The organism is Pseudomonas sp. YuFO8 (assembly GCF_035065025.1).
GTDB lineage: Bacteria > Pseudomonadota > Gammaproteobacteria > Pseudomonadales > Pseudomonadaceae > Aquipseudomonas > Aquipseudomonas putida_AE.
The window spans coordinates 16305-38879 of sequence record NZ_JAXDEQ010000047.1; the positions used below are offsets into that span (position 1 = coordinate 16305).

Here is a 22575-nt window from a genome sequence, read left to right on the forward strand (position 1 = left end):
GCCGCTTCCCGGGTTCAGGTTCTGGCGGCTCACAGCGGGCGAGCCTCTGCGCCATTGAGCGCGCTCAGCGCCTTGACGTTGGCCAGGTCGGTCAGCTTGACGCCGCCGTAGTTGCGCACGGCGAGGCTGACCGGGCCACTGCCGGTGTTCCAGCTGAAGCGTTGCTGGATACCGTCCAGGTCGCTGACCCGGGCGCTGTCGTTCATGCGCAGCAGGCCCCAACGGCCCGGGTAGTCGAACACCGTGATGCGCTCGCCGCTCAGGGTCACCACATCCAGGCGTGCGCCCGGCGTGTTAGTGGTGCCCGGCCACGAGAAACGGCTCCAACTGGTCCTGCCGTTTCGGTAGTGCTGCTCCTGGCCGTCGAGGGTGAAGATGATGTCGGTCAGGTTGGCGGAAGGTTCGAGCATGATCTCGAAGCCGTTCTCGCGGTCCGACAGGCTGGCGATCACCTGGCCCAACGAACTGGCCTTGTCGATGCTGTTGACCATGTTCGGGTTGACTAACGGCGCTGCCTTGCTGTTGCTGCTCATCCCCAGGCCTTCGCCACCGGACAGATTGCCGATCTCGTTGCGCTTGAAGTTCGGCAGCAGCCCGGATTCCGGGTCGACGAAACGCTGCAGATCCTTGACCGAGGCTTCATTGCGGCTACCTGGCGCGATCGGGTAACGGTGCGCCATGACCTGCTCCCAGGGCTTGGCGATCTGCTGCGCCCAGGCTTTGGCAATCTGTTGGCCGGCCGGGTCGCGCAGGGTTTCCCAGGCAAACTGGATCGGCAGGCTGAACAGACCCTGCAGCGAATCGGACAGGCTGCCCTGGCTGGTGTCGACGGTGGTCTCGACGTAGTTGCGCACGCTGGTCACTTCGCTCGGCTGGCCTTCGAGGGTTTCACTGATCAGCTGCTTGCTGCTCTTGCCAACGTCCTGGGAGCGCTGGATGTTGTTCATCCGCACCTTGAGCTTGCGCAAGGCCGCGAGGTAGCGGTCCATGATCGTGCTGTCGGCGCCCTCGGCGTTTTGCACGGCGAACACCCGCGATACCGGTTCGAAGCGCTTCGCCAGGCTGCCGTCGTCGACCGCCGGCAGAGGCGATACCAGCGCACCTGGTGCCGTGTTCTTGCCATCGAAGATCCCGCTGACGCTGCTCCAGAACCCGTCATCGGGCTTGCTGCCTGCTGGCAGGGTTTCGCGTGGGGCAGGGACGTCCCATTGGGTGTTGTCGTTGACCGCCGCCAGGAGGGTTTTCACCGGCGAGTTCTGCACGTCGCTGAGCAGCGACAGTTGCTGGGTAGCATTGGCCATGTCGGTGAAGTGACGCACGCCAACGCTGTCGACAAAGCTGTACCAGGCCTGGGTGTAGTCGCGCTTGTAGCGCGTCATGAACTCACGGATGAAGTTGGCTTTCTGCACGATGCTGTCGCCGCCTTCGCCATCGAGCACCCAGTCCGTTTCGTTTTGCAGGTTGCCCGACACCAGCTTGATCAACTCTGGCTTGACGAACTGCTCCCAGCCCTGGCGGGTGAAAATCGCCGGGACCGCTTCGCTGCCATACAGCAACTGACGGCCAGGCAGCGGCACCAGGTCGCTCAGGCCGATGGCCGGGAACTGGCGGCTGGATTCCAGTTGCAGGCGCAGGTATTCGCGGTCCACCAGCGAGCTGGAAATCATGAAGGACTTCAGGCTGTTGCGGGTTTCGCTGATGAGCTGCTCGTTACGCGACAAGGCGGGTGCCTGGCCATTCTTGAGCAACTGCACGTAGACCGGCGAGTTTTCCTCAATCACCTCAATGCTGACAGGATGGTCGGCACTGGCGGTATTGGCCCAGGCCACCGGCAATGCAGCGCCGACGAATTCCGGGTCCGGGTGGGTGGCCGGTTGCGTGAGCATCAGGTAGAGCTTCAGCGCGTTATAGGACTCGATGATGGACGCGACTTGTCGCTCATCCAGCCGACCGAGCATTTCCTCGGACAACGACAGCCCGCCGGTGGTCGCTGACAAATCCGCGGCATCGCTCGCGGTGGCAGGGTTGCGCAGCGCCGTCAGCGCTTCGCCCCGTACCTTGTTCGCGGCACCCTTGGCGGCACCGGTCAGGCGGCTGGCGACATCACCGCTACTGCGCGGCAGGTTGTTCAAGCGGGTCGGCAGTTTGTTGCCCGCGCGGGCTTTGGTTGAGTCGGCTTTGTTTGGCGCGGGCGCAAAGCTGTTTTGCGCATCCATGGTCCGGGCGAACTCATTGAAGGCACGCATCTGCAATTGCAGTTGCAAGGTGACGGGTTCCAGCGCCTGGGTGCGCAGTTGCTGCAAGTAAGCGGTCTGCGCAACGAGGTAGATGTCGTCACCACGATAGAGACCGGCGCTCAATTGCAGCGGCACGCCGTTGGCACGGTGCTTTTCGATGGCTGTGAGTTGCTCGCGCAGCAGCTCCAGGCCCTGGCCCGAGGCGAGCAACCCGGCGCGGTCCGGGGACTGTTGCAGTTCGGTCAGTTGCTCGCGCAATGCAGCCAGCCACTGACGGTTGTTCTGGAACGACAGGGCTTGCCAGCCAATGAACGCAACCCCGGCCAATACCGCCAGGCCCAGCAGGGCAGGGCTGGCGGAGTTGTTCTTGCCCAGGCGCGACTGATAGAGGGTCAGGTCGCGATCGGGGAAGATCACCCGACGGAACGTGTCAGTGATGAAGTAGCTGCGGTCGCTGATTTTCCTGCCGCTGCTTTGCTGCGGTTGCTCAGGCTCCGCTTGCAGGGCGAACGACTCGGCCAGGTCGTCTTCATACACCTGGCTCAGTTGCTGGTCGGTCTGCAGGGCGCTGGTGAAATACAGCCCGCGCAGCAACAGTGGCGCACCGCCGCGACGGGTTTCGGCGAAGTGCTGGAGGAACTGCTCCAGCACCCCCGACAGCTCGGCGAAATAGTTCGGAAAGTTCAGCAGCGCACTGTCGGCATCGGCACCCAGGGCAATCATCTGGGCGTCGACGTGGCGACGGATATGACCGTGGAGGTTTGCCAGCTTGGCATCCAGCACCGGGCGCAGGCCCTGGTTGCGGATCTCGGACAAACCGAAGGTCATGCCCAGCGGTTGCTGGCGTTCGTTCAAATCCAGGCCTTCAAAGGCCTGGCTGAAGCCGGGCAGTTGATCGGTCTTGCTCAGCATCAGGTAGATCGGCGGATTGGCGTCCAGGCAATCATTGTATTCCTCGATGCGCGACACCAGTTGTGCGGCGAGTTCGTTGCGCTCGGCCGTGGTGCACGCCAGCAGTTCAGGCAGGCTCACCACCAGCACCAGGCCGTTGACCGCGGCCTTGCTGCGCTGCTTTTTCAGCAGCCGCAGGAAGGCGGCGAACTCACTGGCCGACGGGTCGTCTCGCAGGTAACGGCCAGCCGTGTCGATCATCACGGCCTCGGGGCTGAAATACCAATCGCAATGCTGGGTGCCGCTTTCGGTGTCGTTGGCGCTGCTGGCAATGCTGGCGGACAGGCCCGAGCGGGTCAGCAACGAAGTCTTGCCGGCCGCGGACATGCCGATGACCAGGTACCACGGCAGATCGTAAAGTGCCGACGAGCCGCCGCCACCGGCCGAACGATCTGTGCGCAACATCGCGATGGCGTGCTTGAGGCGTTCGCGCAGCACGTGCTGGTCGCGGAACTCACCCGAGGATTTGAGCGAACGATCGACTTCGATCTGCACCAGGTTCTCAAGGTTGTGCTCGGCGCGGATGCGCTTGTACTGACGCAGCACAATGACCAGCAGGTAGAAGGCGCTGATCAGTGCCATCGCCTCCAGCGCATAACCGCGCAGCCAACTCACGTGCGGGGCCACGAACCAGCAAACCGCCAGGCTCGCCAGCCACAGGACGGGGACGAGGAACCAAAAACTTTTCAACGAACGCAATAATGTCTTCATGTCTTCCTGACTCGGTTACCTGACCTGTGCTCAGGCACTGAACAGCTGGCTGATTTGTTCGGACAACGCGGCTACGTCTTTGCCCAGCAGCCAGTCCAGCGTCAGGTAGACACCCGCGCAGAGCAGCGCAATCAGCGCCAGGTAGAGCCACAGGGGAACTTCATGGCGCAGCATCTGCGAAACCTGGTCGGGCAACGCCCAGTCAGGCGAGAGGGCCTTGGGCGTCTTGCGAAAGCGTGCGATGTCCTGGCCGAGGGTATTGGCCAGGTAGCGCAGCTGGTCCTTTTGCCCGAGGCTGAACTTGCCTTCGAAACCCAGGGCCAGGCACAGGTGGTAGACCTCGAGCACATCGAGGTTCTGTTTCACGTCACCACGCAGCGCATCGATCTTTTCGAAGAAGCCTTCACCGGCCAGGTGCACGCCGAAATAGCGGAACTGCAAGGGTTGCAGTTCAAAGTGCCGACGCAATTCGTTGTCCCCGGAGCGCAACACGCTTTCATCGAGGAACGCACACAGGGCGTACTGGGTGTCCTTGACCTGTTCCACGCTGTAGTTCGCGCCACGGGCATCGAGCTCCAGTGCCTTGAAGAAGCTGTCAACGCTCGCCTCGAAGGCGCTGACCGACGTCACCTGGCGACCCTTGCGCACGATCAGCGCCATGCTGATGAAGTCCTGCACCAGGTCCTTGAGCGTCGGTTTTTCACGGGCGGCCGCAACGGCGCCTTGCAGTACGGCTTCGGTCATTTGAGTACCGCCATCAGTTCAAGCTTGAGGTTGGTGAACGCGCTGGGCGCATAGAAAGAGATGGCCTGGGCACTCATCATTCGCTCATACACCCGGCCATGGGGCTCGATGGAGAAGTAGTGATTGTCCAGTCGCACCGGAATCGCATTGGGCAGGCGGGTCGAATGATTGAGGGTGACGCCCGGCATGGCGCTGTTGACCACCACTTCGATGTCTTCCGGCGAGCCGACCTTGAACGCCCTTGGTACCAGTTCCAGCAGGCTCGCGCCCGGCATGTCGGCGTGCACGGAAATGTAGAAGTCCGCTTCCGCCAGGCGTGGATCGTGCAGCTGCCCTTGCCAGTAGGAGGGTTTGGTCTGGGTGAGGTTGATCACCACACACTGGTTCGGCACCACGTTGTCGAGCAGCACGCGAATCATCTCGTCGAGCCTGACCAGCGAGGCCGCCGGGTCGTGGTGGTCGTACTCGGGAATGTCGTTGAGCTGGGTGTCCAGCGAAAACGTCAGCAAGCCGCCGGCGAGTTCAGCCAGGAACAGATACAGGCGCTCGGGGTGCAGGCGCGGGTGCGCGAGCAGGTGCGCCAGGGCCGGGTGGGCACGGTTCACCGTGTTCAACAGCCAGAACAGGGTGACGTCGCTCGAGCCGAACTCGGCAATCTGGTCGGCGCGCTCGCGACGCCGACCCGACAGCGCCTTGCTCTTGGATTGCAGGGCACCGAGCAAACGCTTGCCCAGGCCGATCAGGGTGTCATGGGTGCCCAGGTGCAGCGTCGGGTGCACGAAATGCCCGTCGAGGTTGAAGCCGCCGATGTTGTTGCGTGACAACCGGGCGATCGGGCACCAGGTGTAGCCATCGAGGTTGTCGCCGTCGATCAGCATCACCACGTTCAGGCGCAGGCTGGTGATTTCGTTTTCCAGGTCGCCTTCGTTGAGGTCCGGCAAGGTGTCGAACTGCTTGCGAAAACGTCGCCCGGTCTTCTGCTCCTGGCCGTCTTCGACGTAGTTCAGGCCGAAGGGCTCCGGCAGTTTCAGCGCGGCGTAGACCTTCAGGTCGTTACCCTTGAGCAGGTCCTTCAGGTCGCGGGCGGCCGGCAGCGGATCGTGCTGCGGCGCGTCGAACAGGCTGCCGTCGGGAAACACCAGTTTCAACCGCTTGAGCTGCAGGGAGCCGGTGGCGAGGGCTTCCTCGTCCACTTCCAGCAACTGCACGCCCCAGTGAAAGGGTGTGTTGCGCAGGGTCGCCTGCGCCAGCTGATGCTGGTGGAACTCATCCTGATACTGGAAATGCTGGGGCAAAAGGAACATGCCTTCGGACCACATCACCCGGCTTTGCTTACTCATTGAGCGCCTTCCAAAAATGAATTCAATTTCGAGTCCACGGCTTTTTGCGCAGAGGCACTGGCCTGGTCCTGGGCCTTCTGCACCACGACGTCCTGCACACGTTCGGTCAGCGTCGGCTCGGCCGGCTGGTCGGGCAGGGCGGCGGCTTTGGCCAGTTGCTCCTGGGTCTTGGGTTTGTCCAGGACGTCGACACCACTGACGGCGGACACCTTGTTGTTGTCCACCAGCACCCGCAGGCCGTCGGAGGAGAACCAGATGCCGTCCTTGCGCAGGGAGTTGGCGTCAAACGCGACCTTCCAGCGGCTGTTCTCGTCGGTGCGGAAAAACGCGGCGACGCCGACATAGCCGGTGGCCTTGTTCAGCGGCCACTTGTCGACCTGGCCCATGCCCGGCAGCAGGGTGATTTCGCGGTTCTCGATCAGGGTATTGCCGAGGGCTTTTTGCGGGTCGTCCCACAGTGTGTCGGCGTCGACCGACGCAAAGCGCTCCAGTGAGGTCAGCTGGTACACGCGCAGCACCACCGAAAGCGGTTGGCCGGACTCGTCGGGATTGAGCTGGTTGCCGCCGTCGGAGGTGAGGATGACCTTCTCCTGGTCGTCGAACAGCATGTCGCCCGCCCAGGTGTCGTCGACACGTTTGCCGACCCGGTCGGTGACGCCGCAGGCGCTCAGTACCGCCATCATCGCCACCGCCGTCAGGCATTTGGCCAACGCCGTCTTTTCGAGACGCTTCCCTGAATTTTTCTTGTCCATGACCACTACCTGTAGATGCCCGGTCAGCACAGGCGATAGGCGAAATCGCCGTCGCTGCCCAACTCGATGTTCAGACTCTGGATCGGTTTGTCCTGCGCCATGCGCTCAAGGACCCGCTGCGCCAGTTCCGGCATCAGGGTCTTGGACAAAATGTTGTCGATGTTGCGAGCGCCGCTGTCGACCTCGGTGCAGCGCGAGGCAATGGCTTTTACCAGCGCCTCGTCATAACCGAGGACGGCCTGATGATTGCGCTCGAAACGCTGGCGAATGCGCGCAAGCTTGAGCGAAACGATGCGCTCCAGGATCGCGTCCTGGACCGGGTAGTAGGGGACGATGGTCAGGCGGCCGAGGAAGGCCGGCTTGAACACCTGGTTCAGATCGTCACGCAAGCCTTCAACGATTTCTTCGGGCTGCGCTTGCGGCTGGGCGTTCAGGCACCACTGCATGATGCGCTCGGTTCCGGTGTTGGACGTGAGGATGATCACGGTGTTGCGGAAGTTGATCTCGCGACCTTCACCGTCGTCCAGCACGCCTTTGTCGAATACCTGGAAAAACAGTTCGAGCACGTCCGGGTGGGCCTTTTCCGCTTCATCGAGCAGCACCACGCTGTAGGGCTTGCGTCGCACGGCTTCGGTCAGCACGCCGCCCTCGCCATAACCGACGTAACCCGGTGGCGAACCCTTGAGGCTGGAGACGGTATGGGCTTCCTGGTACTCGGACATGTTGATGGTGATCAGGTTACGCTCGCCGCCGTACAGGGTGTCGGCCAGGGCCAATGCGGTTTCGGTCTTGCCGACGCCGCTCGGGCCGAGCAACAGGAACACGCCGATGGGCTTGTTCGGGTCTTCCATGCGGGCGCGGGAAATCTTGATGCGCTTGCCGATTTCCTGCAGCGCGTGGTCCTGGCCGAGCACCCGCTCGCCCAGCAGCGCAGGCAGGCGCTGCACGGTGTCGATTTCGTCGCGCAGCATCTTGCCCAGGGGGATGCCGGTCCAGCCGGAAATTACTTCGCCGATGGTGCCGCCATCCACCAGGGCATGCACCAGGGGTTGCTCACCCTGGACGCTGGCCAGTTCGGCGCGCACTGCGGCAATTTCTTGTGCATCCGGTGCCTGATTGTCCGGGTGGCTGAGGGCGCCGAGCTGTTCCACCAGTTGCAGCTCACGTTGCCACTGTTGTTCGAGGGCATCGCGGGTCTGCTGTTCGGTCAGCAACTCGGCGTTCAGGGTGGCCAGGCGACGGGCATGGTCGCTGCCTTTGGCGGCTTCCTGCTGCAGTACCGAGATTTCCGCCTGCAGGTTGTCGATCTGGCGCTTGCAGTCTTCCAGCGGCCCCGGCTGCGCCGATTGCCCCAGGGCGACCCGGGCGCAGGCGGTGTCCAGTACGCTGACGGCCTTGTCCGGCAGTTGGCGCCCGGTGATGTAACGATTGGACAGGCGCACGGCCTGCACCAGCGCTTCGTCCATCACCGTGACCTTGTGGTGCTCCTGCATCTTGGCCAGCAAGCCGCGCAGCATGTGGATCGCCTTGTCTTCGTCTGGCTCTTCGACCTTCACCACCTGGAAGCGGCGGGCCAGGGCGGCATCCTTCTCGAAGTATTTCTTGTACTCGGCCCAGGTGGTTGCCGCGATGGTGCGCAGCTCGCCCCGGGCCAAGGCTGGCTTGAGCAGGTTGGCGGCATCGTTCTGCCCGGCCTGGCCGCCCGAACCGATCAGGGTGTGCGCTTCGTCGATGAACAGGATGATCGGGTGCAGGCTGCGCTTGGTTTCTTCGATCACCGACTTGAGGCGGTTTTCGAACTCGCCCTTCACCCCGGCACCGGCCTGCAACAAGCCCAGGTCGAGGGTGTGGATGGCGACGCCCTTGAGCACCGACGGCACGTCACCCTGGATGATGCGCAGGGCCAGGCCTTCGACCACGGCGGTCTTGCCGACGCCGGCTTCACCGGTGAGGATCGGGTTGTTCTGGCGGCGGCGGGTGAGGATGTCGACCATCTGCCGCACTTCGAACTCGCGACCGAGCACCGGGTCGATCCGGCCTTCGCGAGCGCTTTGCGTGAGGTTGATGGTGTATTGGTCCAGGCCCGGTGTCTTGCCATTGCCCTTGACCGTGCTGGCGACATCACTCGGCGGTTTGGCCAGGGCCGATTCGGCGCTGCCTTCCACCAACGCGTTGAGGTTCACGCGCAGATCGTCGGCGTTGATTTTCTCAAGCTCAGCCGCACCCGCGATCACCACCCGGCGCAGTTCGTCGTCATCGAGCAAGGCCTGCAACAGATGGCCGGTGCGGATCTGCGCCTGGCCGAACTCGATGGAGGCCAGGACCCACGCCTGTTCGATCAGGCGGGTCAGGTGCGGCGACAGCGCCGGGGTGCGCGTATTGCCTTTCTTGAACGTCCCCAGTGCCGTCACCAATTGCGCCTGCAAGCGCTCAGGCACCACGTCGTAATGACGCAGGATGGCCGGCAGGTCGTTGTCGTGGCTGTCGAGCAACTGCAACAACAGGTGCTCGATCTCGACATCGTAGTGGTGTTCCGACAGGCACAGGGCCGCAGCGCTTTCGGTGGCGGCACGGCTGGTGTCGTTGAGCTTGGCAAACAGGGACTTCAGGTTCACAGGGAGACCCCATCAAAAGGAATGTGGAAGAGGGCGCAGCGGGAAGGTTCAACATCGACGCCCGGTCGCTTGAGCCAGCCGAGCCGGCCCAGGGAAACGGTGCCCAGGCGGGCGAGCGGTACGGCCTTGGGTTTGAGCTTGGGTGCCAACTGGAAGTCGAGTTCCGCACCGACATAGAAACGCACCAGTTCCACCAGTTTTTGGTAGTCCTCGGTGCCTGGCTGGAAGCGTTGATAGTCGGCCAGCTCCAGTGGGCCCAACTCGATGCGCACGCACGACTGGTAGTCCCAGACCCGGTTACCGGCGACGGCGCTTTGCCCGAGCACGGCGTTCTTGCGCCCCAGCTGCGTGCACTGGCTGGCGTCGAGTTTCAGCCAGCGACCGGCAAACGGCTTGACCTTGAACGGCAGCGAAAAATAGAAAGACAGCATCGCTTCCAGGTTCAGCGCGTTGCGCGGTTTCTGCGCGAACAGTCCGGAGAAATAGCTGAACAATTCCCGGCGCAGGGGCGAGCCTTGTCTGTCGAATTTCTGCTTCTGTGCCTCGGGGCCGAAACCCACCAGGTTGAGCAGGTAGCGATCGAAATCCGAGGTGCCGTTGCGTTCGTACTCGATGTAGAACTTGTACTTTTGCCAGGCCTCGTAGAACAGCGTGGTCATGCGGTGCGAAAAGATGTCGAGGAAGGCGTGGGCCGCGTCATCCCGGTACTGGATGTGCCGCTCGATCAACAGCTCGGTGTACGGGCGCGGCAATACGCCCGACGGCCCGACCAGCCCCATGAAGGTCACTTGCATCTCGGACAGCGGCAGGCCGGCCACGGACACCTTGCCTTCACGCTCGAACTGCAGATCGCTGACTTCACTGGCCGGGAAGTTGAGCGACAGCTGCGAGCGAAAACGCAAAGGGTCTTCGTGCGGTCGGGTCTGCAGGTCCATGCGCCCGGTCCTGCTGTAATGCAGGCGAAGCAAGCGCACCAACTGGAAAAACTCGAATCGGTGCGGCTCAGCCCGTGCCTGGTCGATCAGACCAGGGGTTGATCGCCGGTTCGCGGTGGCCATTGGACGACTCTCTTTTCGCGCTGCAAGGTGCGAAGGGTTAATTGGGTAAAGCTGTTCATGGAGCAGTACTGACCAAAGAAGTGATCGAGCACCATGCCGAACAGAAACACACCGCTGCCGGTGTATTGGCTTTCATCGAAGTTGAGGGTGATGCCAACACCACGGACGAAGTTCGGGCGCGGGTGGCCTATGCGCGCGACCACAGGCTCGCTGCTCACCGAGACGATGCCGTTGATCTGTTTGCGGATCGCCGACACATTGCGGTAGTTGTAGAGCGACAACAGCTCCAGCAGCACTTCGCGGCCACGGGACACCAGCGACATGTGGTTGAGCGAAAGGTGCGAAATCAGCCGCCAGATCACGCCGTTGCCCAAGGGCACGCGCGCGGTGGCGGTAGGCTTGCGCAGGCAGCGGATGTCCTTGATCACCGAGTTGCCCGGGATATTGAAATCGCCGCGCTCACCCCCGAACGGCAACAGCAGGGGCAGGTCACGGTTGCTGCAGGTCAGGCGGATGCTCAACGCATCGTTGTTGGCCTCCATCACGCCCAGCTCGCGATCCACGATTCGGATAAACACGTTCGAGCCATCGCGCTGGCCGCCCTGTGCCGCACGGCGCCGGGCCATCCAGAAACTTTGCCCCGGGCCCTGATCGCCACGGGGTTCGAAAAACGGATGACAGGTGCCGACCTGATCGATACCGCCGACCTTGCGAACCCGTCGTACGCGGTCGATGGACACCACCTCGGCCGAGCCTTGCAGGCGCACATCCGGCGTCACCGCGTACTCGTGCTGGGCGTGGGTCAACTTGATCGGCTCGGCCTGCTGGCGGAACAGGTTGATGATCGGCGTGCAGTTGAGCTTGAAGTTATTGCGCCCGATGTTCTGCGTCAGGCGCGCCAGGCGGTCGCTCAGGTCGTAGTCGGAAAAGTAGAAGTTGACCTCGACTTTCTCGATCTCCTTGCCCGCCAGAATCCGTGCAAAGCCCGACAGGTCGAAGAACATGAACTTGTCGGGGAAGGTGAAGTATTCGTGCAGCAGGCGATAGCCGAGGAACGAACGCTCGGAGTAGTCCACCAGGCCTTCGTCCAGGCTGTAGCCGACGGCTTTCAACGCGTTGGCCGGCAACACGACCTCGCGCGAACGCCCCTGATCTTCGAAGGTCAGCGTGGCCTTGGCCAGGTTGTTGAACAGCAGCTCGTACAGTTGCAGCATCAACGTGCTTTCGCCGTCGAGGAAGAACCGCAGGCTGTCCAGTTCCAGCTTGCCGAACTTCACATCGGAAGTGGCCACCAGGCCGATGCGCAAGCGCGCGACCAAGTCGGCGCTGTGGCCGTTGAACGCCGAGCGTTCCATCTCGATGAACGAGGCCTGTTGCACCGCCACCGGCCACAGCTCGACCGGGTAGCAGGTGCGGAATTTACACACCACGCCATCGATCGGGTTGGCACTGAGTTCGGTATGCCGGGGCACACGGAACGCTTCGGTGACTTTTTCCTGCTTGCCCAGGTTGAACTCGACGATCGACATCGACGGGGTAGGGCGCAGATAGTGCGGGTACAGCACTTCGAGAAACGACTCGACGATTTCCGGCAGCTCGTCGTCGAGCTTTTTGTGCACGCGTGCAGAGAGAAACGAGAACGCTTCGATCAAGCGCTCGGTGTGCGGGTCTTCGCAGTTATCGCCCTCGATGAGCAACCGCGACGCGATTTTCGGATACTGGCTGGCGAACTCCTGGCCCAAAAAGCGCAGGTGCGACAGTTCCTTTTCGTAATAGGGCAGCAGATCGTCGAGCATCAGTTGAGGTTCTGCACTTTGTATTCCTGGGTATTGACCTGCAGCACCGCGTCGAAGGACACCTGGCGGGTGACGTCTTGCAGGCGCAGGACCGCGTCCACGCGAAAGGTCAGCATGCGTTGGCCGGTCTGTTGGGCGAGCAGTTGCACCTTGACGCTGCGAAAGCGCCGGTCGCCGACCGTGATGGCCTTCTCCAATTGCCGCTGGATCAGCAGGCGATCCTTGGGATCAAGCACGCTGCGACTGGTGAAGTCCGGCATGCCATAGTCGAGGATGCTGCCGTTCAGGTTGGCGAAACCCTCCAGCTCGTTGGCGATCAGGGACTGGCGGGTGTTTACCAGCACTTCCAGGTCGCGAACGATGCTGGCCTTGTAATCGGCCAGCGAACACAAGCGCTGCGATGACGCTTCGATGGACTGATGCGGACGATCGTCCAGCAATCGGTCCAGCAGCGATGGCAACAGCTTGTGTTGACTGGTCATGTTGCCTCCCTGGCAAAGTTGGCGATCAGGCGCGAGTCGATTGCGGCAGTTCGGCAACCAGGCGCAACGAAGCGGTCAGTTCGTCCAGTTGGTAGTGCGGGCGCAGGTAGGTCACGGCCTTGTACACCCCCGGCTTGCCCGGCACTTCGAACACTTCGGCGCGGGCTTCGCGCAACGGGAACTTGGCCTTGGCTTCCTGGCTGGCGGTATCGTCCAGCAACACGTAGCTCGACAGCCACTTGTTGAGGAACAGCTCGACGTCCTTGCGCGAAGCGAAGCTGCCGATCTTGTCGCGCATGATCGCCTTCATGTAGTGGGCGATGCGCGAGGTGGCGAAGATGTACTGCAACTGCGCGGAAAGCCGGGCGTTGGCGTTGGCAATGTCGGTGTTGTACTGCTTCTGCTTCTGCGTCGACTGAGTGCCGAAGAACGCCGCGTAGTCGGTGCCTTTGCAGTGCACCAGCGGAATGAAGCCCAGGTCCGACAGCTCCTTCTCGCGGCGATCGGTGATGGCGATTTCGGTCGGGCACTTGAGGGCGATTTCACCGTCATCGGTCTTGAACGTATGCGTTGGCAGGCCTTCCACCAGACCGCCACCCTCGACACCACGGATCGCCACGCACCAGCCGTAGCGGGAAAACGCATCGGTGACCCGGGTGCCCAGCGCGTAGGCGGCGTTCATCCACAGGTACTTGTTGTGGTCGCGGCCATCGACGCTTTCGACGAAGTTGAATTCCTCGACCGGCGTGGTATCCGGGCCGTAAGGCAGGCGACCGAGCACGTGGGGCAGGGTCAGGCCGACGTAACGCGAGTCTTCGCTGGCGCGGAAGGACTTCCACTTGGCGTATTCGACGGTGTCGAAAATCTTCGCCAGGTCCCGTGGGCCGGACATGTCGGTGAACGAATCCCAGCCGAACAGCTCAGGCGAAGCCGCCGAAATGAACGGAGCGTGGGCAGCCGCAGCAACGTGGGAAATTTCTTCGAGCAGGTACATGTCTTCCGGGCTGCGGTTGAACTCGTAGTCACCCAGCAGCATGCCGAACGGTGCACCACCGAAGGTGCCGTATTCTTCTTCGTAGATCTTCTTGAACAGCGCGCTCTGGTCGAATTCGGAAGCGGCCTTGAGGTCGCGCACCAGGTCTTTCTTCGACGCATTGAGCAGGTGGATCTTCAGCGTGGTGCTGGTCTCGGTCTGGTCGACCTGATACTTCAGGCCGCGCCAGGACGCTTCCAGCTGCTGGAATTCACTGGCGTGCATGATCTCGTTCATCTGCTCGGAGAGCATCGCGTCGATCTCGGCGATGCGCGCGTCGAGCACGGCGATCAGGTCCTTGCTCGGCGTCATTTCGCCTTCCAGGATCTGGTTGACCAATTCACCGATCAGGTCGCGGGTGCGGGTCCGTTCGGTCTCGGAACGGGCCACGCGGCTTTGCGAAATGATGCTGTCGAGCAACGAGGATTGCGCGGTGAAGCTTTCCACTTCAACCAGCGAGCTGTCCTGTTGAGTCACGGTTTGCTTGTCGTTCATCGTCAGGCTCCTACGCTTTGTCGTCGGTGGCTGGAACGGCGGCTTCGCGACCGAATTCCTTGCCCAGGGTTTTCAGCTTCTCGGTGTTCTGCAGCACGTCCATCAGCAGTTCTTCGAGCTTGTCGTTGCCGCCCATCTTGTTGCGCAGGTCCGCCAGCTTGTTGCGCACTTCCAGCAGTTTGCGCAGCGGTTCGACCTGCTTGACCACGTTCTGCGGTTCGAAGTCTTCGAGGGCGTTGAAGTTGAGCTCCACACCCAACTGCGTGCCGTTCTTGGCCAGGGTGTTGTCGACGCGGTAGGTCAGGCGCGGCTTGATGCCCTTGAGCACGCCGTTGAAGTTGTCGCGGTCGATGAAAATGAACTTGCGGTCCTTGAGCTTCGGCAGCGGCTCCAGCGGGTTACCGGAGAAATCGCCCAGCACACCGACGACAAAGGGCAGCTCTTTCTTTTCCTGAGCGTCACCGATGTCCACGTCGTAGGTGATATGGACCCGAGGCGCGCGAACGCGGTCGAGTTTGTGCTGGGTACTTTCCTTCTTCGCCATCGTGATCTCCTGTGCGAACAATTCGCTGCAAGTCGTTTGCGTGTCGGTTCAATGGGTGGCCGAGCGCGTTACATTCCTTCGATCGTCAGCAGCAGGCGCTGACGAATTTCATCGTTCATTTCCATGATGTTTTCGTGTCCCACCAATTCTTCGAAGCTGGTGTTGCCGGCGATCTGGGTGCTGCTGCGGATCACCGCCTCGTCGGGCAACTGCGAGCGCACCGGCGAGCTGATGACGCAGAAGGGCAGGTCGCCGAAGTCTTTCAAGCGTTCGAAGGTGACGGGAAAACGCAGGCCTTCAAGCAAGCGGCTGATGCCGGGGGACTTGCTCAGGCAGTAGAACAGCACCAGGTAATGCACCACGAAGCGGTACAGCTCGGCGCTGCTGCGATTGGGGTCGTTGATGACGGTGCGAAAACGGGCCAGGTCGAACGAACTGAACCCGACCACCCAGCGCACGGGGCTGGTGATGCGAATGGACTGGCCGCTTTGGGACAGCACCTTGTCGTACTCCAGCGCAAACAGTTGCGGGGTGGTACTGAGCAGGTTGAGGGGCACTTCGAGTTCGTTGACCAGCTGGAACGGAGCGGCCGAGCCGATGCGGTCGTAGAGCGCCTTGAGTTCCTTGAAATGGTGCTGGGTCTCACGACCGCTGCTGCGCTGCGCACCTTGCAGGTATTCACCGAAAAACGTCTGCGGACGGATCAGCAAAGCCAGGGTCGCCAGGTAGTCCGAAGCCTGCGCCTTGAGCGCGTCAGAAATGGCCCGGGTCTGGCTTCGCAGCTTGATCAATGCTTCAACATCAAAAAACGTCTGAGTCATCGGTAACTTCGTCCTTGAACACTTCGCGACGACTACCCGGATATACAGGGGAGTACGGGCGCAGTGACTAATTTCTCGACCAGTTCACAGTTGTGATCGCTGATGTTTGACATCAAGAAATCACACTGCCAGGAATCATTGGGAGTGCGATGCTGGCATATGGATATCGAGTTGCCAGTAACGTCGTGTATGGCAACGGGATGTGTAGGAAAGTTCCTACGAGGCGCGGATTTTTTCTTTTTTTTGTGACCTGCCGCAATGATGTCTGCTTGCCACTATTTGCCGGATGTCCATGGCTCAAGTGCCTGAAACCCAATGGATTCAATGGTTTCCGTAAGAAAATGGATCCAATTTTTAACTAAAAAAAATTGAAAAAAGGTGAACCGGTTCACCTAATGCCCGCTTGATTATCCGGTAAGGAAAAAATTGGAGGATAAGTGTCATATTACTGGCACGAAGTGATGGCACCCCGAGATATCCGTGGATATACAAGGCGACCTTGCGCTGTTGAACGAGTGTTCGGGCAATACGGAGTTACATATCGCCGTTATTTCTGTATAACGCGCCAGGTACGACTGCGTCTCACAACTTTCATGTGTCGGCCGTGCATTAGCGTGAGGGCTTTCGGGCCTTCGTTAAATGGAATTTATGCTCGCCACGGATACAAGGCGACGCGACTATTGAGGCCCTGTCTCATGAGAACGTTGAAACTCATTGCCGTGCTGATTCTCCTGCCGCTTTTCCTTGGCTTGTTTGGTGTCTGGGAGTTACACCGCAGCACCGAGAGCATCAAGGAGTTCGCTGATATCAAGGCCGAACTGAGCGAGATGCATGTCGAAATCGAAGCGATGGTTGCCAAGCCGTTCTCACGCTCGGCCAAGGTCGATATCAACGGCGAACGCATGGGTGTCCACGAGGCGTTATCGCGGGTTACCCAGGCCGAACACGAACTGACCATCGTGCAACCGGTGGCTGGCGTGATGAACAACCTGGCCAAGGGCGCCATCGCCCTCGGCCTGCTGGCCTCGCTGGTCGGCGTGCTGGGGCTGCTGGGTTTGCGTTGGGCCGGCGCCCGCGCGAGTCATTCCCGTGAACGATTGCTGCACACCTTCAGCCGGGTGAGCCGTCTGTTGCCGTACCTGCTGGTGGGGCACATCGTCGCCATGGGCGCAGCGGTGGCGGCCATCCTCGGTTTCGAAGGCCTGGGGCTGTGGCACATGGGGAACATGAGCACCGGTGAATTCAAGCTGATGCTCGTCGTGCTGATGCTGATGCTCGGTTTCCTGTATTCGATCTGGCAGATGGGCAAACAGCTGCCGGTCATGCTGCACATGTTCCAGTCCACGCCGATGAGCGTTCTCGGCCAAGTTGTCACACCGGAGCAGGCGCCTGCGCTGTGGGCCCGTGTTCGCGAGCTGGCGGATCAACTCGGTGCGCTGGCACCCGAGCACATAGTGTTGGGCATGACCGAAGGCTTTTACGTCACCTCCAGCGACGTCAACCTGCTGCCGTCAGGCACCGCGCTCAAGGGCCGCACCCTGCACGTGCCGACGCTGTACCTGGGCCTGCTCGATTCGGCGGAAACCGGCGCGGTCATCGGTCACGAACTGGCCCACTTCGCCGGTGCCGATACCGAGTACAGCCTGCGTTTCGTACCGATCTACGAGGGTATCGGCCGCAGTCTCGGCGTGATTGCCGAAACCATGCTGCAAAGCGATGTGCTGCAACGCACGACGCTGTGGCCGGCGTTCATGCTCGGTGAGTATTTCATGGAGCGTTTCGATCACGCGGTGAACCATTGGAGCCGCGTGCGGGAACTGGCGGCGGACGCGGCGGGCGCGCAGTTGGCGGGGAATATCGCCATCGCGTCGGCGTTGGTGCGCATCGCTGCCATCGACCCCTTGTTGCAGCAGGGTGTATCGACCCATGTAGCCCGCGCGACCAACCCCAGCGCCGAACACGTGCGTACCGGCGATTTGCCTGGCAGCCTGGTGCAGGAGCTGGCCGTGCAGCTGCTGACCCTGCCCGAGGAGGACATGGCAGCCAGCCTGCCGCATCCATCGGACACCCATCCCTCCAATCTCGAGCGGCTGGCGTCCCTGCAAGTCACAGTCAAAGAGGCCGTGAGCCGCGGCACCCGTCCTATCAACGCGGCACAAGCCTGCGCCGCGATGGATCACTATTTCGCCGATCCCCAGGCATTGCGTGCGCGCATTACCGAGGACTTTCTCGGCCATTACGTGGAGCAGGATGCGGCGATTGTGCAGGAGTTGCGTAGCCATGCCGGCAATGCCACGGAGGAAGTCCGACTGCATGAAGGCGCACGATTGCGCGGGTGGATTACCTTGGGTTGCTTCTCGTTCTTCATGCTGTTGGGTCTGGGCCTGCTGGTCTTGCCGTACCTGCTGCCGCAGGTTTTCGTGGACGCGAATTCCACAATGAAGTTGGTTGGCATTCTGCTCTTGATCTGCATGGCGTTCCTGCTGCCGCTCTCCTTGCGCATGCTCACGCGGGCGAACAAGACCGCGTTGTTGCTGACGCCCGAGCACTTCGTATTCGCCAACTTCAAGGCGCCATTGCCGATCCGGCACGTCGCCGATTTTGGTCTGCAAGTGGGGCAGGGGGTGCACTTGAATCTGTTGCTGGAAGACGACGCCCCGATGCCTGAGTTGGCCTCGCGCTCGTTCTTTTCGCCGGATGCGAAACTCAACAGGCAAAAGCGCTGGGTCCAGCTGCACTTGCTGCAAATCTGCCGCGACGACAAAAAACTCAAGGACCAGGAGTTGGCGGACCTGATTGGCACCTACCTGAATGCAGGCACTGCGCGGCACTTGCTGCAGCAGCGATTCGAGCAGGCCTGAAGGCTTTCAGCATTGGCAAGCGTGGGGCGCCGGATTCAATGGCGCCCTGCGCAAAGCCGATGAAGATCTGATAGCAGCCCTTGCAGTTCGTTGTTTTCGTCCAGCAAGGGCTTTGCGTTCTCATACAGAACAACGTCGTTGATCGAGCCCATGCCGCCGTACAGCGACATCAATCGAGACAATGCGTACGTCGTATCCCGGGGCAGCGCAAGGCTGCACTCCTCGAGTCTGTCCGCCCATTGCGGGTGGCCGAATGTCCTCAGCAGTTCTGCCGTTCGGGCGATGTTCGAGGAGATATTGTGGAGGTCTTTCATGGCTACAGTCCTGAGCCTTCGTGCTTTCGGTTTATCACTTCTCAAAGTTCACAACGCTGACGGAACCATTGTGCCAATCGACCGAGTAACTGAGGCCATTCCAGTTACCAACGATCAACGCCCCGTTTCTGTCGCACTGAAGACTCATGTAGGGCTTGTCTGCTTGCGTGCCGTGGGGACTTTCCTGGATGAACCAAACCACCTTTCCATGCCTCGATAGTGCAAGGATGTTTTTGTTGAAAATGACATTTGAAGGGGACTCGATCAGGACCGCGAGCCTGTCGTCATGCTGCAAGGCGACTTTGACCGGGTGAGGCAGGTGAATGGATTGATCTGCTATCCAAAGGGTGCCGTTGTCAACGTGGTACCAGGTTTCGGTCATGACGTTATCTCTAGCGTTATCCCTGAAGTCGCAGCAATTTCATGTGCGAGGAAGACTTTCCGGTGGCAACCCGTTAGGCAGCTGAATCTTCAGGCCGCGTGCGATCTGAATGCCTATGTAGAAGGCATCCCCCAGTACGCCAGCAAGTTCAGGATCGTCGGCTTCAAACTCTTTGCTGGCCCAAACGCCGATGGTCAATTGGTGCAACCGGGCTTTATCTTTTTCAACGCCCAGCAACACGTTCTTGATGAATTGCAATTGGATCAGCGAGCTTGAGTAAATCTGGAACTCTGGACAGCCGTTGTACCTCAGGGCGGTGATGGTTATCGCATTGTCAATGTAGTCGAGGGCAGTTGTCGGCGTTTTCAGAAGACGGTCCTTCCCGGCTCCAGCGGTTTGATAGCTGCGCGACGCTACGTACTCATCAAACATTCGAACCTGCTCACCGGTCTGGGCAGAGTCTCGATCATAACCAACGCGTTTTCTATAGGTCAGGAATTGTTCTGATTCTGGTCCATGGGACAGCAGCGAAACAATCGCCGCACATTGCGTGAGCCAATAGATCTCGAACGAGGACTCAGTGCCTCGACAATAACCAAGATCTGTCGCTTTGCCGTACAAGTCACTCGCCAGTTGGCTGGCGTAATCGCGGTTTATCGTAGTCTCTGATGTCCGGTCGGCCGGGTCATTCGCTATGACGAAAACCCGATAACGCTGCAACAGGAGGGCATCCACAAGCGTCAGGTCCGGGCAGGCCGGGGGCATCAGCGGGACAAACACTTCTGGCCCACGATTGATCGGTAGCCAGGACAGGTTCCTTTCCACTCGGGAAAGTGGCTTGTCCACTTCGGTCTGGGGGGCTGCATCGACAACCTGCTCGGTGGAGGCGGGTGGAGGAGCGGTCTTTTGTCCGAAAAGGGTTTTCAAACGATGCAGTAGTTTTGACATGGGGGTAGCCGTTCAAGGGTTTTGATTTTGAGGGCAGCGGTCCACGGGGACGAAGTGACGAGCTTGCCTTAGATAGCCGTTCCTCTATTGGCCCCCGGTTGCACAATCAGCAGATCATCCAGCTCTCTGCGGCGACATCTCATGGCAAACGCCAGGGCTGTATCAAGATCCGTTTGGAAAAGATCGAAGCGTGCCCGGTCAATTTGGTAATACTCCTCGTAGTCGACCATGCCGTTGCTGACCGGAATCGACAGGTAAAGGCGACCTGTAGTCTCCTCGACGCCTAAGGCAAACATGTGTTCACGGCACGTGAATACGTCACTGAATTTCATCGTGTCCTTGATCTGGTGGCTGGGGTATTTATCCGTGTCGTTTCAACGATTCCCATAAATCACTACGTCCATCTCGTCATGGAGTGGGGCGCTTTCGAATAGCTTTTGCGCCAGGTCTTGAATGTGTTCTGACCAGGCGATCGTTTTGACCCATTCTTCAGGCATGCCCGTCACCCCGTACAGTGCCCCGGCTATCTGGCCGGCGGTAGCTGCCACGCTGTCGGCGTCGTCCGCCAGATTGGCCGCCAACAGGATTGCATCCTTGAAGTTGTCGGTGTTCCAGACCGCCCACAGAGCGGCTTCCAGCGTATCGATAACATAGCCGGAGGAGCGGATCTGATCGCGGGTTTTTTGTTTGTATTCGCCAGCGTTGATGATCAAGGGGCGGGGATATAACGCGCGAACCATTGACGACAAGGCTTCCTCCTTGTCCGCGCCATTGAGGGCCAGGTGCAGTTGAGCGCCGAGCAGTTCGCAGCAATTTACGGCTTCTGCTGCCCTGTGAGTGCAACGACTTTGTGCCGCGCTTTCCCGCCAGGTACCGGACAAGGAGTGGCGACGGTAAATGGCGGTCGGTGCCAGCCTGATGATCGACCCGTTGCCGGCTGTGGATGGATGATCGTTGCCGTACCAGTCGACGCCCTGCGCCAATCGACCTTCAAGCGCGGTACGAGTGGCGTTGCCAATGTCAAAGCACTTTCCGTTATGGCTGTTTTCGCCATTTTTATACCAGCGACAAAGCCTCTGCGTGTAGTCGCGGAAATCGAATTCCTTGTTTGCCACGTAGGTGTCTGCGAGAGCCAGTGCCATGCTCGTATCGTCAGTCCACTCTCCCGGTTTCAGCTTGAAAGGGCCACCGCCAACCATGTCACTGACATGTTCACGATCACGGGGCAGAAACTCGAGCGTTGTACCCACGGCGTCGCCAATCGCGAGCCCCAGCAGGCAGCCCTTTGCGCGGTCCAGCGCCTGCTCCTGAGTGACGGTGCAAGGCCTTGAGGTCAGCCACTCTGGCTTCCTGACCGGAAATCTGGGTGCGTCCGGCTGCAATATAGGATCCATGCGCTGACGTAGTTGAGGAGAGGGCGGCGGGAGCAGGTGGTCGTAACGCTCGGTGTATTGGGTGAGCGCTTCGTTTGAGCTTCTGAGATCAATAAGGTTTTTTAACATCTTGGCACCAGGCAATGATCTGTCACGATGTATCTGAGTTCAGACTCGTTCAAATGCGTCCCACAACATCTGTCGAATTGTATCTAGTCTTGCGTTAGCTGCGATTCGCTGCTCCGCGGTACCTCGATCAATGTAGACGTCGGAGAAACCTGATTTACTGCCTGCCATTGTTCTATACATTGAAGTCGCTTGTGCCCATTCATTACTGTCCGGTAAAGGGTCAACGGACAGTAGGCGGATTATCGTGTTTATTCCTGAATCAAAGTTCTAGCAGCTCTCACTGTGAAAGATTTCTTTGAACGTAATCAGCAGTTCTGTCAGGTTTGAGTTTGTCATGCGCTTTTGTACACTCAACTCACTCAGGTGAGTAATGTTGTATAGACCGAGAGCTGTGGGCATCTAACGCCTATCAGTTGTGAGCATGATCGTTTTTTCGACATGCTCAAGTGGCGTTGTTAGCTCCATGCTGTGCTTGTGTTGACTGAGTTCGATAATTTTTCACTTGGCGGAGCGCTCCGAAGAAAGGTGCTCTTATGGCAAGTGCGCTTTAATTCTCTTGGCGAGATACTCGTAAAAATTGTTCGCGTACAATAAATTTTCCCCTGAAGGGATTCTAACGAAGATCTGACATTCCTCGCCGTTATATGTGTCGTAATCGAAGAAAAAAACCTCGCCAAAGTCGGTTTCGCTGATAACTACTTTTTTTTCGGTTGTTGATTTATGTTTGAGGCCATTAATGTGCTGAAAAACTATATCGCCACCATTGATGTCGTCGAAGTCCATTCCATAGATGCTATATATTTCCTCCGATCCGACTTCTCCCCCTGCATAGTTCTGAAGGAACCATTTGTAGGACGTAGGTAGTTTATGGCAGATTCTTTGCTCGGCCTTTACTAACCAATCATCAGTCACTGCGTCAGCGGGGGATCCAAATGCAGCAATATCCGGATGTTTTTTAATCAGGTCTTCCAGCTGAGAGCGTGTCATGT

18 protein-coding genes are annotated in these 22575 nt (G+C 59.8%); 1 reads left to right on the forward strand and 17 read right to left on the reverse strand.

Translation table 11 applies throughout. The features are described 5' to 3' along the window. Positions 1 to 29 precede the first annotated feature (29 nt). The 11 genes from SOP95_RS27390 to SOP95_RS27440 all read right to left on the reverse strand — a co-directional run bounded on the left by SOP95_RS27390 (position 30) and on the right by SOP95_RS27440 (position 15579). Positions 30 to 3899: a type VI secretion protein IcmF/TssM N-terminal domain-containing protein gene (locus SOP95_RS27390; protein ID WP_323608969.1), complete on the reverse strand. Its 3870-nt coding sequence runs from the start codon at positions 3897 to 3899 to the stop codon at positions 30 to 32. Positions 3900 to 3929: 30 nt separating this feature from the next. After that, the gene (gene icmH, locus SOP95_RS27395) at positions 3930 to 4643 is read right to left on the reverse strand and encodes a type IVB secretion system protein IcmH/DotU (RefSeq protein ID WP_274077532.1); all 714 of its coding nucleotides are present in this window, start codon (positions 4641 to 4643) and stop codon (positions 3930 to 3932) included. After that, complete coding sequence (tssK, locus tag SOP95_RS27400; protein WP_274077531.1) at positions 4640 to 5983, reverse strand: type VI secretion system baseplate subunit TssK; 1344 nt, start codon at positions 5981 to 5983, stop codon at positions 4640 to 4642. Before tssK ends, icmH begins: the two co-directional genes overlap by 4 nt. Continuing rightward, positions 5980 to 6735 carry a type VI secretion system lipoprotein TssJ gene (gene tssJ / locus SOP95_RS27405; protein ID WP_323608970.1) on the reverse strand — a complete coding sequence of 252 codons (756 nt, stop codon included), beginning with the start codon at positions 6733 to 6735 and terminating at the stop codon, positions 5980 to 5982. The genes tssK and tssJ overlap by 4 nt, the downstream gene beginning before the upstream one ends. Positions 6736 to 6758: 23 nt before the next feature. After that, positions 6759 to 9350, reverse strand: a complete 2592-nt coding sequence (gene tssH / locus SOP95_RS27410; protein ID WP_323608971.1) for a type VI secretion system ATPase TssH — start codon at positions 9348 to 9350, stop codon at positions 6759 to 6761. Beyond that, the gene (gene tssG / locus SOP95_RS27415) at positions 9347 to 10408 is read right to left on the reverse strand and encodes a type VI secretion system baseplate subunit TssG (protein ID WP_166620569.1); all 1062 of its coding nucleotides are present in this window, start codon (positions 10406 to 10408) and stop codon (positions 9347 to 9349) included. The genes tssH and tssG overlap by 4 nt, the downstream gene beginning before the upstream one ends. Continuing rightward, positions 10372 to 12204, reverse strand: a complete 1833-nt coding sequence (gene tssF / locus SOP95_RS27420; protein ID WP_323608972.1) for a type VI secretion system baseplate subunit TssF — start codon at positions 12202 to 12204, stop codon at positions 10372 to 10374. The genes tssG and tssF overlap by 37 nt, the downstream gene beginning before the upstream one ends. Further along, a complete protein-coding gene (tssE, locus tag SOP95_RS27425) occupies positions 12204 to 12686 on the reverse strand; it encodes a type VI secretion system baseplate subunit TssE (RefSeq protein ID WP_323608973.1) in 483 nt (160 codons plus the stop codon). The genes tssF and tssE overlap by 1 nt, the downstream gene beginning before the upstream one ends. Positions 12687 to 12711: 25 nt before the next feature. Further along, positions 12712 to 14214, reverse strand: coding sequence for a type VI secretion system contractile sheath large subunit (tssC, locus tag SOP95_RS27430; protein ID WP_274077526.1), 1503 nt, complete (start codon positions 14212 to 14214; stop codon positions 12712 to 12714). Between the two features lie 10 nt (positions 14215 to 14224). Continuing rightward, complete coding sequence (gene tssB / locus SOP95_RS27435; RefSeq protein ID WP_046820303.1) at positions 14225 to 14758, reverse strand: type VI secretion system contractile sheath small subunit; 534 nt, start codon at positions 14756 to 14758, stop codon at positions 14225 to 14227. A 68-nt stretch (positions 14759 to 14826) separates the two neighbouring features. Beyond that, positions 14827 to 15579 (reverse strand): hypothetical protein, encoded by a 753-nt coding sequence (locus SOP95_RS27440; RefSeq protein WP_323608974.1) that lies wholly within the window; start codon positions 15577 to 15579, stop codon positions 14827 to 14829. Positions 15580 to 16274: 695 nt separating this feature from the next. Between SOP95_RS27440 and SOP95_RS27445 the strand changes: the two genes are divergently transcribed. Then, complete coding sequence (locus SOP95_RS27445) at positions 16275 to 18440, forward strand: M48 family metallopeptidase (protein WP_323608975.1); 2166 nt, start codon at positions 16275 to 16277, stop codon at positions 18438 to 18440. Between the two features lie 35 nt (positions 18441 to 18475). Here SOP95_RS27445 and SOP95_RS27450 read toward each other — a convergent pair whose 3' ends face one another. The 6 genes from SOP95_RS27450 to SOP95_RS27475 all read right to left on the reverse strand — a co-directional run bounded on the left by SOP95_RS27450 (position 18476) and on the right by SOP95_RS27475 (position 22573). Beyond that, complete coding sequence (locus SOP95_RS27450; RefSeq protein WP_323608976.1) at positions 18476 to 18754, reverse strand: DUF6966 domain-containing protein; 279 nt, start codon at positions 18752 to 18754, stop codon at positions 18476 to 18478. Between the two features lie 34 nt (positions 18755 to 18788). Then, positions 18789 to 19136 (reverse strand): hypothetical protein, encoded by a 348-nt coding sequence (locus tag SOP95_RS27455; RefSeq protein ID WP_323608977.1) that lies wholly within the window; start codon positions 19134 to 19136, stop codon positions 18789 to 18791. 39 nt (positions 19137 to 19175) lie between these two features. Further along, positions 19176 to 20084, reverse strand: coding sequence for an immunity protein Tsi6 family protein (locus SOP95_RS27460; RefSeq protein ID WP_323608978.1), 909 nt, complete (start codon positions 20082 to 20084; stop codon positions 19176 to 19178). A gap of 68 nt (positions 20085 to 20152) precedes the next feature. Further along, complete coding sequence (locus tag SOP95_RS27465) at positions 20153 to 20416, reverse strand: hypothetical protein (RefSeq protein ID WP_274077521.1); 264 nt, start codon at positions 20414 to 20416, stop codon at positions 20153 to 20155. A 42-nt stretch (positions 20417 to 20458) separates the two neighbouring features. Next, positions 20459 to 21586, reverse strand: coding sequence for an ADP-ribosylarginine hydrolase Tri1 (gene tri1, locus SOP95_RS27470; protein WP_323608979.1), 1128 nt, complete (start codon positions 21584 to 21586; stop codon positions 20459 to 20461). A 531-nt stretch (positions 21587 to 22117) separates the two neighbouring features. Then, positions 22118 to 22573 (reverse strand): SMI1/KNR4 family protein, encoded by a 456-nt coding sequence (locus SOP95_RS27475; RefSeq protein WP_442967779.1) that lies wholly within the window; start codon positions 22571 to 22573, stop codon positions 22118 to 22120. Positions 22574 to 22575 lie beyond the last annotated feature (2 nt).